This is a genomic window from Sutcliffiella horikoshii (genome assembly GCF_002157855.1).
Lineage (GTDB): Bacteria > Bacillota > Bacilli > Bacillales > Bacillaceae_I > Sutcliffiella_A > Sutcliffiella_A horikoshii_C.
This window is the reverse complement of record NZ_CP020880.1, coordinates 1,307,902-1,320,814: the sequence shown is the minus strand read 5'-3', so window position 1 is coordinate 1,320,814 and position 12,913 is coordinate 1,307,902. Positions and strand designations below refer to the sequence as shown.

Below are 12,913 nucleotides of genomic sequence, written 5' to 3'. Positions count from 1 at the left end.
TAGCGGGCATTTCTTATTTAACGAACTCACTTCCTATGCACCAATCTTCTATACTCCATCGGTGTTGTGCCCTCCACCTTCTTAAACAACTTAGAGAAATAGGTAACATCATCGATTCCCACCTCTCGGGAAATTGCTGATACCTTGTACTCCGTTTCCGCCAAAAGCTTTTTCGCATGATGCAAACGGTAATGGGTTAAATACTGCATGGGACTTATTCCTATTGTTTTTTGCATACAACGTGTCAAATAATCGGGGTGAAAATTCAATTCCTCTTTTAACACACTCATATTAACAAGCTTTTTATAGTTCTCTTGAATATACTTCATGGCACTCTCGCACACCTTCTCGGTCGCACTGGGAATCGAGAATGCCTCTTTTTGCAACTGCACGATGAACTCAGAGAATTGAATTTGTTGCTTCAAGTAATCATCTGGGACATGTGCATCCCCATCTCTTGTAGTAAGTAGCGTTTCCAATTGCTGTTCAACGATTTCCCGTCTTTTCACCTCACCCCATTGCGGAATATGAAACTGATAGTAACCTACTTCTGTAAATGTTGGTTCTTTTTTATATACAAAGGACCAATCAAGATCCTTATCCTCTACTATCTGAAATTCATTTCCTGGGATGACAAAATGCAACCAGAAATAGTCGGTTTGTTCTTTGCAATCATCATAGCCCTCGTGTCTTTCACCTGGAACCAATATGACATATTGACCTTCTTTCACCACAAACTTCTTCTCGCCCTCTTGCATATACAAGGTACCTTTTTTAACATATAAAAGATCAAAAACGGTAAACACTCTGGAAAAATGCCGTTCTCCTTTATGAAATGTATATTCTCCGCCTCTTATAAAAGTGGGAAACGGCGGAATGGACATAGCTATCATTGACATTCCTTACACCTCAAGTCGTAAAAATCCAATAAGTATCGAAATCATCTCTTTCTATTATAATCAAATGCGTTTAAACTAGGAATGGTTTTATGTCGGAATCATCAAAAGGAGTAATTAAATGAAAGAAACAAATACAAAGAAACTCACCCTCTTTGCCTTAACATGGCCAATATTTATTGAAGTACTTCTTCACATGCTAATGGGGAATGCAGATATATTAATGCTGAGTCAATATTCTGATGACTCCGTCGCAGCCGTCGGTGTTGCTAATCAAATCTTGTTTATGCTGATTGTCATGTTTGGTTTCATCGCAACAGGTACGACTATTCTTGTTGCACAGTATCTTGGATCAAAGAACAGAGAAATTGCGGCAGAAGTTACGGTTGTCTCTATCGGAGCAAACCTCATTTTCAGCGTCGCCATCAGTATGTTGGTTTTCCTTTTCAGTTCCAAGCTTTTATTATTGATGGACCTCCCTCCTGAACTCTTAACAGAGGCAGATTCTTATCTGAAAATAGTCGGTATTTTCTCTTTTGTTCAGGCTCTCGTCATTACGATGGGCGCCACCATCAGAAGCTATGGGTTCACAAGAGATGCCATGTATGTAACCATTGGAATGAATATCATTAATGTTATCGGAAACTATTTATTTATATTTGGTCCGTTCGGCATCCCTGTCCTAGGCGTGGAAGGTGTAGCGATATCCACCGTAACAAGCCGGGCTTTAGGGTTAATCGTCATTACTATTCTTCTATTTAAAAGAATTGAAGAACCGTTGCCATTTAAGAAGATGTTCCGCCTGCCTGTTAGCCATTTGAAAAATTTATTAAAAATAGGCATTCCATCAGCTGGAGAGCATTTATCCTATAATACTTCCCAAATTGTTATTACCTATTTCATTGTCATGATAGGTACAGAAGCATTGACAACTAAGGTGTATGCTCAAAGTTTGATGATGTTTATCTTCTTATTCAGTGTTGCTATCAGTCAGGGTACGCAAATAATGATAGGTCATCAGATTGGTGCTGGAAAAGTAGAAGAAGCATATAAACGCTGTATTAAAAGTTTACGCCTCGCCATCTTGATTTCTATTTTGACCGCTATTCCGATCGCGTTTTTCTCTGATACTCTTTTGGGATTCTTTACAGATAACCCTGATATCATCGCACTCGGAGGTACGCTGATTTTATTTACCGTGATATTGGAACCGGGGCGTTCATTCAACCTGGTCGTAATCAATGCTTTGCGTGCTGCTGGGGATGTCAGGTTCCCTGTTTATATCGGGATTTTATCTATGTGGGGTGTTAGTGTTACTGTTTCCTATGTGCTTGGCATTCATTTTGGATTTGGTTTAGTCGGGGTGTGGATTGCGATGATTTTAGATGAGTGGTTGCGCGGCATTATCATGCTATATCGCTGGAAATCCCGCATATGGGTAACCAAATCCTTCGTCCACGATAAGGCATCATAAGTTTTCTTTATCAAAAATTAAGTAATTGGTTAGCGCTGCTGTTCCTTTCCGCAAATGGCTTCGCTTTCCGCGGGACGGTGCTTAAGCCTCCTCACAACGCTTCAGGGGTCTCAAGCTACCGTTACTCCCCCGCAGGAGTCTTCGCCATTTGCTCCAATCCACAGCTGAAAATTACATAAACCATATGTTCATGCTTTTTCAGTTAACTCAGTCAGATTTCTTTTCCAAATCCCTTCAATGAATGAGGTCACATTGTTGATTGGAGTGGAAGGCGCGCAGACGCCCGCGGGAGGAAGGGACAGGTGAGACCCCGGAGGCGCAGCCGAGGAGGCTCACGGACCGCCCGCAGGCAAGCGAAGCGCCTGGAACGGAAATCAACCGAGTTATATGCTTTCTGGTCTTTAAAAAGTCCTTCACTTGAAGGGCTTTTTTGTTATGCCTTTTTCCTATGTAAGATTTCCTTACAAACTAGTAAGCGCTTTCGACTGAATTTTTTGATAATTCCTCTTGCACACTGCATAATTATAGAATATGATATAAAACATAACTACAGATGTTAGAAAACATAACATTAAATTAAAGGAGAGATCATGATGAAAAAAGTGGAAGCCATCGTCAGACCCGAAACCTTCCGTGCGCTTCGCGAAAAGCTAGAAGAAGTCGGAATCAACGGGTTAACCGTCTCAGAAGTAGCAGGTTGTGGACAACAAAAGGGACAACAAGGTCTTTTCAGAGGAAACACATTCGAAATTAAACTTCTTCCTAAGGTAAAGGTAGAAATGGTTGTGGAATCTGAATATGTAGATGAAATTGTCCAAATCATTCAAGAAGTATGCTCTACCAATACTGTCGGGGATGGAAAAATATTTATCTATCCAGTAGAAGATGCCATTCGAATCCGCACAGGAGAAAACGGTAAGCTCGCCATCATTTAATTTCAATAAGAAAGGATGAATAATATGAAGAAAAAAATTGGATTACTAGTTACAGGTGGATTAATGATCGGATCTACAGCTCACGCACAAGCACCAACCGTCGAAGGTTTAAGCGTCTCTCTTGATATGGTTTGGATTATGGTAGCCGCTCTTTTGGTATTTTTTATGCACGCAGGATTTGCGATGGTGGAATCAGGATTTACCCGTTCTAAAAATGCACTGAATATCTTAATGAAAAACTTCCTCACCATCTCCATTGCATCTGTTCTTTATCTGGCTATTGGCTATGCCCTTATGTTCGGCAGTTCTATCGGCGGATTCACCGGACTCGACGGATTTTTCCTGACTGGTCATGAGGATCAAATTGGATTCTTCGTATTCCAAGCAATGTTCGCAGCAACATGCGCGACTATTATTTCCGGTGCTGTTGCAGAACGCATGAAGCTATCTAGTTACATCCTATTAACAGTAGCAATGACAGCACTTATCTATCCAATTGTCGGTCATTGGGTATGGGGTGGCGGATGGTTATCAGAGCTAGGATTTACTGATTTTGCAGGCTCTACAGTCGTCCATCTAACTGGTGCACTTGGCGCTATTGTTGCGGTGAAATTCTTAGGGGCACGTCTTGGAAAATATACAAACGGCAAAGTAAATGTTATAGCTGGGCACAACATCCCACTTGGAGCACTTGGTGTTTTCATCCTTTGGTTCGGTTGGTTTGGTTTTAATGGCGGTAGCACGTTGGCTGCAGATCCTTCGTTGATTCCACATGTCATCACGACCACCTTACTATCTGCATCTGCTGGAGTGCTGGCTTCTGCATTTTATACCCAATTCCGTTATCAGCGTATTGATGCTTCCTTAACGCTGAACGGTGCGCTGGCTGGGTTAGTTGGTATTACAGCAGGAACTGGAGATGTATCTCCAATTGGTGCCATCATTATTGGATTGGTTGCAGGGGTTCTTCTAGTAGAAGCAGTTACCTTCATCGATCGTAAAGCAAAGATTGATGATCCAGTTGGCGCCATCGCGGTTCATGGAGTATGCGGCATTTGGGGAACACTTGCTGTTGGTTTATTCTCCACTTCAAGCGGATTATTCTACGGCGGCGGAGTTTCCCAATTAGGCATTCAAGCAATCGGCATACTTGCTGTTAGTGCATGGACAATCGGTTCTGTTGGCTTATTCCTTTTCATTGTTACACGCTTTACTAGCATTCGTGTTACGAAGGAAGAAGAGATTTCAGGGCTTGATTTTGCAGAACACGGTTCTTCTGCATATGAACTCAGAGAGTCCGTTTTTTCTGATAATAGCTCTGCACCAGAATTCGGTACCGGTTTAGTTCATCGCTTGAACAATTTAGGCGGATCTACACAAAAACGTAAAGCCAAGGAAGTTTAAACCGTCCCTTCTTCGCCTATCATGATAAATAGAAAGCAAAAAGCGATTCATGGCTAAGCCCACTGAATCGCTTTTTCGTGTATACAAAACCTATACAATCATTAAACTATAATGCTATAATTCCTCCTAGAGGTGATATTGTTGAAGATTAACATGTGGGAAAAATTGATTGTCCGTTTTTTTATCATATGGTACATATGCGGGGTTGTGTTATTGACTTTTGATCTCTTGCCTCCTTGGCTGGAATGGGCGAATGTCGTTTTTCTCGTTACCGCCGGAACCCTCGGAGCCATATATTTCATTAAAAATTACCGTTCTATTGGATTTTTCTTTACTTTTCTCGTCTTTTTTGCAGCAATGGCTGCTGAGCATTTTGGAGTAAAATACGGCTTTCTTTTTGGCGACTATTATTATAATTCCTATTTCGGACCAAAGTTATTTGATGTACCTATCACAATAGGCTTTGCATGGGTATTGGTCATTTCCACGTCCCATGTCCTGGCAAACAGGGTGATTCCAAATGCACCTATCCTCATAAAAGCAACCCTTGCCGCTCTTGCCACTGTTGTGCTCGATCTTATCATCGATCCTGTTGCTTTTATTGCAAAAGAGTATTGGATTTGGGAAGGAACAAGCTTTTATTACGACATTCCTATGTTTAATTTTTACAGTTGGTTCGGTCTTTCTTTCCTGTTTCATATGGTCATTTTATTACTTTCGAAAAATATTTCTCCAAAGGAAAATCAGTACTGGGAGAAGAATATGTATGTATTGTACGGTTTGATGATCGGTATGTTCTGTATGATTGCCATAACTGCCGAACTTTATCTGGCTTTGACGGTGACCATTATTCCAACCCTATTATTATATTTGGCTACACTGAGATCAAAGGAGTTCCTACATGATTCCAGCAAAAAAAAGCAAACGGTTTGATTATTTTTTTCACCAATTTAATAAACGCTTCCTTCGATTTCATTTTAAAGGAATCTATTATGCCAAGGGTGAGCACGCAAGCCTTCCCCCGTCCCCTGCCCTGTATATTGTCAATCACAGCACATGGTGGGACGCATTGGTTGTTTTCCATTTGAATCAAGTTGTCACCAAACAGGAGAGCTATGTGATGATGCACGAAAAAGGAATTCGAGAGTTCCCCTTCTTTAGAAAAATCGGGGCATTTTCGGTGAACAGAGACAACCCTAAGGACATTGTCCGTTCTATGAATTATGCAAAAGAAAGATTAAAAGACGGCAAAACTTTGTGGCTGTTCCCACAAGGAGATGAGCGACACCTCGAGATTCGTCCGCTTGGTTTCCTTCCAGGAGCCGTGCACATCACTAAGAATACCGCTATTCCGATTGTACCTGTCTGTCTTTACTATACTTTCACTGGTGAACGCAAACCTGAAGTTTATATTAAAGTAGAAGATCCGGTCTATTTTTCTCAACTGACAGGCAATTCTTCAAAAGAGAAAAACCAATCATTAGAAGATCGCTATACCATTCTGCTAGATAAAGTGAAGCAGGATGTAATACAACAAACAACAAGCCATTATCAATCTTTACTATAAGTTTGGACTTTGAAGGAGGAAAACAGTAATGGAGTCATTAACTATCATCCTATCTGGCGGGTTATTCTTGTCTTTCCTCTGGATTATTATCAATGGTTTGTTTTATCCGGCCTATCCAAAACCAATGAAATCCGCAATACCACCGCTTGTATCCATTCTTGTACCAATGCGGGATGAAGAACGGAACGTCCTCCAGTTAATAGAAAATTTCAAGAAACTCACATACTCAAATTTAGAATTTATCTTATTGGATGATCATTCTTCAGACTCCACATATTCCTTGGCGGTAGATTCCACTAAAAAAGATAGCCGTTTCTCTATCCTGCAAGGCGCTCCCTTAAAAAAGGGCTGGGCAGGAAAAGTGCATGCCTGCTATCAACTTTCCCATGCAGCGAACGGCGATTATTTGTTATTTTTAGATGCCGATGCAAGATTGAAAAAGAATACCATTGAAAGCATGCTTCCTTTTTTCCAGAATGAGAAAGTTGGATTGGTAACGGGTTTTCCGCGGTTCCCAGTTACAAGTTGGTTAAGTAAGCTAGTGGTACCAATGCAACATTTTGTTATCTGGCTTCATCTTCCCCTTGCACTGGCCAATTACAGCTCCTATAAGCCTGCTAGTGCCGCTCACGGAGCATTCATGTTTTTTGAAAGAAGCGCCTATGATTTTATAGAAGGTCATTTTTCGGTTAAATCTAGTATCGTGGAAGATGTTCATCTTGCAAGGGTGATGAAAGAACACGGATTTCAAGTGAAATTAATCAATGCCACTCCTTTTGTTACCTGTCATATGTATGAAACGAATCAAGAAGTTTGGAATGGCTTTTTGAAAAATATTTATATTGGAATCGGAAAGTCTCCTCTAATGGCAATGGGATTAACTTTATTTTACAGCTTGTTTTATATTGCTCCTCTTTTCTTGGCACTTCTCTCTCCTTTTTATGGAGTTTGGTTTTTGGTGCCTCTGCTTCTAGTATGGATGCAAAAGCTATATATTGATCTTCGGACGGGACAGCTAGCATACTTATTTCTTTTTATGCCCATAAGCGCCTTGGCATTCTTGGTCATTCTGCACGCTTCCATGTGGAAATCTTGGAGAAAACAACATTATATTTGGAAGGGTCGTGCCTATAAATGAAAAATGTCGTTGTCATAGGTGGAGGCCTTGGTGGTTTGTCTGCAGCAATCAGCCTGGCTACTAAAGGCTACCATGTTACATTATTGGAAAAGAACAACCACCTAGGTGGAAAGCTGATGCCTGTTCAATTAGGAGAGGCATCTTTTGATTTTGGTCCAAATACGATTACAATGCCAGATGTATTCAAGGAAGTAATTTCTCAAACAGGCGAAAATCCCGATTCGTATGTTGAATTTATTAAACTTAATTCACATACTCGTAATTTTTCACCAGATGGGGCCGTTTTTGACTTCAGTTCTGATCAAGAGAAAATGGTAGAGCAGCTCGCAACGATTGATCCTGTGGGTGCCAAGAATTATCCTGCATATTTAGAGGAAGTCACACGCTTGTATAAGATGGGAGAAAGTCAGTTTTTCCGAAGGACCTTTACCTCAACTGGGGATTATCTCTCCCCGGGTTTAGGATATTCCTTCAGCAAAGTGCGACCGTTACAGTCCTTGCATCGATTTCACCGGAAGTATTTCACTAACCCTTTTGTTATCCAAGCACTCGACCGATATGCCACCTATATCGGCTCCTCTCCCTATGTCTCTCCTGCGACATTTGGCCTCATCGCTTATTTGGAGCTTGTCGAAGGAGTCTATTATACAAAAGGCGGTAACACAAAGATTGCAGAAGGATTCGAGAAGCTTGCAAGAAAGCTTGGGGTCAAAATCCATACTAATTGCAAAGTTACCAGCATTGAAGTGAAAAACAAACAGGCTGTCTCTGTATCAACAGAAGACGGAGAAAAGTATCCTGCAGATACGGTTGTCATGAATGCAGATCTACTTGTCGCATATCCAGAACTGATTAAAGAAGTAGACAGGCCGCATTTTTCAGATAAAAAGGCGGCAAAATTCGAACCATCCATCTCTGCTTATGTTGTCCTTGCAGAAATGAATAAGAGACATACTGAACTATTACATCATACTGTCTATTTTTCTAGCGATTACAAGCAAGAGTTCAACAGTTTATTTCAGGACAAAGCGTATGCAAATGATCCCACGATCTACTTGAGTAATTCTTCTTTTACAGAAAAGGAGAAAAGTCCAAATGGGGACAACCTGTTCATTTTGGTGAATGCACCTGCAACATCTCCTCATAACGAAAATGCTATCGATTATAAGGAACTTATATATGAAACACTGGCAAAAAGAGGGTTATCGTTGAAAGAGAATGTTCTCGCTGAGAAGGTTATTACTCCAAAAGATATTAAGACTTCTTTTGGCGCTTTTAGAGGAGCTTTATATGGGATGGCATCCAATCGTAAGACAGATGCGTTTTTCCGTCCAAGGAACAAATCCGCTGATATTGCCAATCTGTACTTTGTCGGAGGTTCCACCCACCCCGGCGGCGGCTCACCAATGGTTACCCTATCCGGCCTAAACGTTGCCAACGCCATAAGTAAAGCAAACAAATAAAGCCTGTTAATGAATGAAGTCATTTTGTTGATTGTAGTAGACGCCCGCGGGAGGAAGGGACAGGTGAGACCCCAGAAGGCTTGCCTGAGGAGGCTCACGGACCGCCCGCAGGCAAGCGAAGCGCCTGGAACGGAAATCAACCGAACTATATACTTTCTAATCCTCAAAATAAAACCACAGCCCTTTGACTGTGGTTTTTACATTTGTGAAATGATCTGGTGCTTTTCTTCACTTGTAACATAGTGCTTCGTCTTGAACACGGAATACCCCTTTTTGCGGATCGAACCTAGTATCGCCCGATATAAATAGGCCGCTCCCTTAACAGGAGTTCTCGAATGCATCGGATACAGATGAATCGTACTCAACGCCTGTTCATAAAGACTTTCCGCTTTGTTCGCCATCTCTTCCCACACCGATATGAACTTGTTATTCACGATATGTTTATTCAAGTCATCCAATGAGTAGCCGGCTTTTTCCAACATTTCAATAGGAATGTAGATTCTATCACGCTCAAGATCCTCTCCAATATCCCGAAGAATATTAGTTATCTGCATCGCCTGTCCTAGCGCAATCGCATCCTCTCGCAATATATCTTTATTTGTTGGAGCAAGAATCGGAAGGAGCATCAATCCAACGGTACTTGCTACATGGTAGGAATAATGCAGTACTTCCTCCTCCGAATTATACAACTTTTTATATAAGTCCATTTCTTGCCCAACTATCATGTCATGAAAAGATTGAACATCCATCTCATATCGATTGAACACATCCTGAAGAGCTAACCACATTGGATCTTCAGAGGGCAATTTCCCCTCTAGAAAATCAGCGAACATCGCCTTAAATGCAAAAAGTTCTTCTTTTGGATTCATTCCGTCATCCACTATATCGTCCACCTGTCGGCAAAACGCGTATACAGCCCAGACAGCCTGCTTCTTCTCTTTTGGCAGGAGCATAAAGGCTTTATAAAATGTTTTGGAATGTTCTTTAATTATGGATTCACAATGATGATATGCTTTCATTAAGTCGTTCATTGAGATTCACATCCTTTGCAGATGAATGATGGGCAAAATCATGGATAATCTGGTTTGCTGCAAGCTTTGCGCTTTGCATAACAATTGGAATTCCACCTCCAGGGTGTATGGAAGCACCCGTGGCATAAACATTAGCCAGAGCAGGAGACGGTTTTGCCTGGGGACGGAATACACCAGACTGAAACAGATTCGGAGCGATGCCGAAGCTGCCACCTTGAAACAGTCCGTCAAGCTCTGCATCATTTGGTGTTCTTACTTCCATCCATTCCATTCTTTTAGTCAATTCCGGAAAAGCTCTACTTTCAATACTTTTAATCATCCTGTCTATAAATGACTTTTCGTTGCTCCAATCTATGTGACTGCCAGAAGGTACCGGAATAAGGACATAAAGGACGCTTTTTCCAACTGGTGCCAATGTGGAATCGATTACGCTTGGATTAAACGTGTAGAACGAAGGATCTGATGGGACCTTCTTCTCTTGAAACACTTCTTTCATATGCTGTTCGAAATTTCCACCCATAAAAAATTGGTGAACATCCGAATCCTGGTAGGTTCCATCCAATCCAAAATATAATAAAACACATCCTGAAGATGGTTCATAGTTTTTCTTCATGTCGAAGTGTTCAGCTGAGGCAGGAAAATCACCATTCCACACGAGTCCATCCACTTTAATAGTCTCATCACTAACCTTAATGGATGTAACGCGTCCATCTTTCTTGTGGATTTTTTCCACCTTACTGGATAAATGCAGTGGAATTCCGTTGGCTTTCAGGGTATCCATCAGTACATCAACGAGAGAGGCATAGCCACCTTTTACATAATGGATGCCATGTTCATGCTCACTGTATGGAATTAAACTATACATGGCAGGTGCCGTTTGTGGATTTCCTCCAATATATAATGTTTGGAGAGAATACGCTTCTCGGAGACGTTCGTCCTTGAAATAGGATCCTGCGAATTTTTTGGTGGAATGATAAGCTTTTAATCTAAGCAAGGTCTTAAGATTTTTCCCCGTCCAGAAATCTCGTTTTCTCGTAAATGATTTCTCCAAGAAGGAGGCTTTCCCTACTTCAAAACTCTTCTTCATGTCCGTCATATATTGCTTAAAACCTTCTTCTTCACCAGGAAATTGTTTTGATAACTCATGTAATTGCGTATTTTTATCTTTATACTTCGTATATTTCTTTCCATCCTTAAAATGAATAGTATAGAGGGTATCAAGGCCAAGTAGTTCCCAAGCATCTTTAGAAACACCGGCTTCTGCCAAAATTTCTTTAAGCATATCCGGTAGCAGCACGATAGTTGGACCTTGATCAATCCGGTACCCTTCCCTTTCGACAAAAGCAAGCCTACCTCCTGCTTGTTTTTCTTTCTCATATAAGCTAACTTGAAACCCTTGCTTCTTTAGAAGAAGGGCTGTTATCATACCACCGATACCTGCGCCTGCTATTGCAATATGTTTACTCATTGAGCTTTCTCCAATCTTTGCACTTGAAAGTTTTTTTGAGCATGTGTTTCGTGCTTTTCCCGCAATAACCGGGTGGTGATTCTTGCTGATTCGAGAATGGTCGGCAACCCACTTCCTGGATGTGTGCCGCCACCAACAAGCCAACAGTTATCAAGTTCTTCGAATTTATTATGCGGGCGCAAGACCATCATTTGTGTCAGTTGATGACCAAGATTGAAAGTTGCCCCTTTATATACAAGCACTTCTTTTTCCCAATCAGCTGGTGTGATAATTTTTTCAACTTCAATGTGATCTCTCAGCCCTCTAAATCCGCTCTTCTTTTCGAGTGTTTCGAATACTAATTCTCTGAATTTATCTTTATTCTCCTGCCAATCTATCTCACTGAAGTTGTTAGGAACTGGCGCAAGAATATAAAGAGCAGATTTTCCTGTTGGAGCCAATGTAGGGTCTGTAACAGATGCATTCTGTACATAGATGGATGGGTCACTTGAAAGTTTTTTTGTTTTAGTGATTTCTTCTACATTCTTTTTATAGTCTTCTGCAAAAATAATGCTATGGTGTGGAAGATCATAAACAGTGTCCAGTCCAAGGTAGATCATGAAAGTGGAACAGGAGTACTTTTTCTTTTCAAGCTTGCGTTTGCTGTACTTTTGTAATACATCTTCATCGACTAAATTTGTCATCACATGGGCAAAATCACCGTTAACCACCACTTCATCCGCTTCCACTTTTGATCCATTCTCCAGTATGACACCTTTCACCTTGCGACCTTCTAGCCAAAGCTTTTTAACACCTGTACCAAGGTTAATCGTCCCACAATATTCTATCACCACTTTAGCCATGCTCTCGGAAAGCTGATTAACCCCTCCAATAGGATGATAGATTCCATATGCATGCTCCATCCAAGAAAGAATGGAGAACGCACCAGGGCATTCCCAAGGCGACATTCCTAAATATTTGGATTGAAAAGTGAAGGCAAGCTTGAGTTGTTCTTCACGGAAATATTTACTTAATTGATCATACAAACTGCTGCCAAGGCTGAGCTGCGGCAACGCTTTAATAACTTTCCATTGAAAATAATGATAGAAACGATCCATTTTCCCCTGAAGAATCGGAGTAAGGGCGTCCATGCGTTTCTCCGTCTCGGACATAAATCGATCATACCCCTCACCATCTCCCGGAAAATACCGCTCAATGGTTTCTTTCATTTTCTCCTTATTGCGAGTTACCATAAAAGACTTATCAGGGAAAACAAGTTCATACATGTCTCTTAATTCTTTCATTTCCATGTAGTCATGCATGTTTCTTCTGGATTCCTCAAAAATCTCTTCTGCAATCTGAGGCATACTTAAAAAGGTCGGCCCCATATCGAAAGTGAAATCTCCCAATTTTATAGCAGAGTTTCTCCCTCCAACATAAGGTTGTTTTTCCATTACGGTCACTTCATAGCCATTTGCCGAGAGCATCATGGCAGCTGCCAAACCACCTGGTCCTGCACCAACCACTACAATTTTTTTGCTCATTTTTAGTACGCCTC

General features: G+C 41.1%; 11 protein-coding genes. 7 read left to right on the top strand and 4 right to left on the bottom strand.

Going from position 1 to position 12,913, the window contains the following annotated elements:
- Positions 1-26: 26 nt before the first annotated feature.
- A complete protein-coding gene (locus B4U37_RS06860) occupies positions 27-899 on the bottom strand; it encodes an AraC family transcriptional regulator (RefSeq protein ID WP_088017628.1) in 873 nt (290 codons plus the stop codon).
- A gap of 118 nt (positions 900-1,017) precedes the next feature.
- On the opposite strand from B4U37_RS06860, the gene B4U37_RS06855 reads away from it, so the two are divergent.
- The 7 genes from B4U37_RS06855 to B4U37_RS06825 all read left to right on the top strand — a co-directional run bounded on the left by B4U37_RS06855 (position 1,018) and on the right by B4U37_RS06825 (position 8,877).
- Positions 1,018-2,370 carry an MATE family efflux transporter gene (locus B4U37_RS06855; protein WP_088017627.1) on the top strand — a complete coding sequence of 451 codons (1,353 nt, stop codon included), beginning with the start codon at positions 1,018-1,020 and terminating at the stop codon, positions 2,368-2,370.
- A 593-nt stretch (positions 2,371-2,963) separates the two neighbouring features.
- Positions 2,964-3,305 carry a P-II family nitrogen regulator gene (locus B4U37_RS06850; protein WP_010192088.1) on the top strand — a complete coding sequence of 114 codons (342 nt, stop codon included), beginning with the start codon at positions 2,964-2,966 and terminating at the stop codon, positions 3,303-3,305.
- A 24-nt stretch (positions 3,306-3,329) separates the two neighbouring features.
- A complete protein-coding gene (locus tag B4U37_RS06845; RefSeq protein WP_088017626.1) occupies positions 3,330-4,709 on the top strand; it encodes an ammonium transporter in 1,380 nt (459 codons plus the stop codon).
- 141 nt (positions 4,710-4,850) lie between these two features.
- Positions 4,851-5,642, top strand: a complete 792-nt coding sequence (locus tag B4U37_RS06840) for a carotenoid biosynthesis protein (RefSeq protein WP_088017625.1) — start codon at positions 4,851-4,853, stop codon at positions 5,640-5,642.
- Positions 5,611-6,276 (top strand): lysophospholipid acyltransferase family protein, encoded by a 666-nt coding sequence (locus B4U37_RS06835; RefSeq protein WP_088017624.1) that lies wholly within the window; start codon positions 5,611-5,613, stop codon positions 6,274-6,276. The genes B4U37_RS06840 and B4U37_RS06835 overlap by 32 nt, the downstream gene beginning before the upstream one ends.
- A 28-nt stretch (positions 6,277-6,304) precedes the next feature.
- Positions 6,305-7,414 carry a glycosyltransferase family 2 protein gene (locus B4U37_RS06830; RefSeq protein ID WP_088017623.1) on the top strand — a complete coding sequence of 370 codons (1,110 nt, stop codon included), beginning with the start codon at positions 6,305-6,307 and terminating at the stop codon, positions 7,412-7,414.
- Positions 7,411-8,877, top strand: a complete 1,467-nt coding sequence (locus tag B4U37_RS06825; protein ID WP_088017622.1) for a phytoene desaturase family protein — start codon at positions 7,411-7,413, stop codon at positions 8,875-8,877. The genes B4U37_RS06830 and B4U37_RS06825 overlap by 4 nt, the downstream gene beginning before the upstream one ends.
- 197 nt (positions 8,878-9,074) lie before the next feature.
- On the opposite strand, the gene B4U37_RS06820 is transcribed toward B4U37_RS06825, so the two are convergent.
- Genes B4U37_RS06820 through B4U37_RS06810 form a run of 3 tightly spaced genes read right to left on the bottom strand, consistent with a single transcriptional unit; the run spans position 9,075 to position 12,899 of the window.
- Entirely contained in the window at positions 9,075-9,908 is an 834-nt protein-coding gene (locus tag B4U37_RS06820) for a phytoene/squalene synthase family protein (protein ID WP_088017621.1), read from the bottom strand.
- Positions 9,874-11,376, bottom strand: coding sequence for a phytoene desaturase family protein (locus tag B4U37_RS06815; RefSeq protein WP_088017620.1), 1,503 nt, complete (start codon positions 11,374-11,376; stop codon positions 9,874-9,876). The genes B4U37_RS06820 and B4U37_RS06815 overlap by 35 nt, the downstream gene beginning before the upstream one ends.
- Positions 11,373-12,899: a phytoene desaturase family protein gene (locus tag B4U37_RS06810; protein ID WP_088017619.1), complete on the bottom strand. Its 1,527-nt coding sequence runs from the start codon at positions 12,897-12,899 to the stop codon at positions 11,373-11,375. The genes B4U37_RS06815 and B4U37_RS06810 overlap by 4 nt, the downstream gene beginning before the upstream one ends.
- Positions 12,900-12,913 lie beyond the last annotated feature (14 nt).

Coding starts and splice junctions, on each gene's coding strand:
- B4U37_RS06860 (WP_088017628.1), bottom strand. CDS start 899: ATGTCAATGATAGCTATGTCCATTCCGCCGTTTCCCACTTTTATAAGA.
- B4U37_RS06855 (WP_088017627.1), top strand. CDS start 1,018: ATGAAAGAAACAAATACAAAGAAACTCACCCTCTTTGCCTTAACATGG.
- B4U37_RS06850 (WP_010192088.1), top strand. CDS start 2,964: ATGAAAAAAGTGGAAGCCATCGTCAGACCCGAAACCTTCCGTGCGCTT.
- B4U37_RS06845 (WP_088017626.1), top strand. CDS start 3,330: ATGAAGAAAAAAATTGGATTACTAGTTACAGGTGGATTAATGATCGGA.
- B4U37_RS06835 (WP_088017624.1), top strand. CDS start 5,611: ATGATTCCAGCAAAAAAAAGCAAACGGTTTGATTATTTTTTTCACCAA.
- B4U37_RS06830 (WP_088017623.1), top strand. CDS start 6,305: ATGGAGTCATTAACTATCATCCTATCTGGCGGGTTATTCTTGTCTTTC.
- B4U37_RS06825 (WP_088017622.1), top strand. CDS start 7,411: ATGAAAAATGTCGTTGTCATAGGTGGAGGCCTTGGTGGTTTGTCTGCA.
- B4U37_RS06820 (WP_088017621.1), bottom strand. CDS start 9,908: ATGAACGACTTAATGAAAGCATATCATCATTGTGAATCCATAATTAAA.
- B4U37_RS06815 (WP_088017620.1), bottom strand. CDS start 11,376: ATGAGTAAACATATTGCAATAGCAGGCGCAGGTATCGGTGGTATGATA.
- B4U37_RS06810 (WP_088017619.1), bottom strand. CDS start 12,899: ATGAGCAAAAAAATTGTAGTGGTTGGTGCAGGACCAGGTGGTTTGGCA.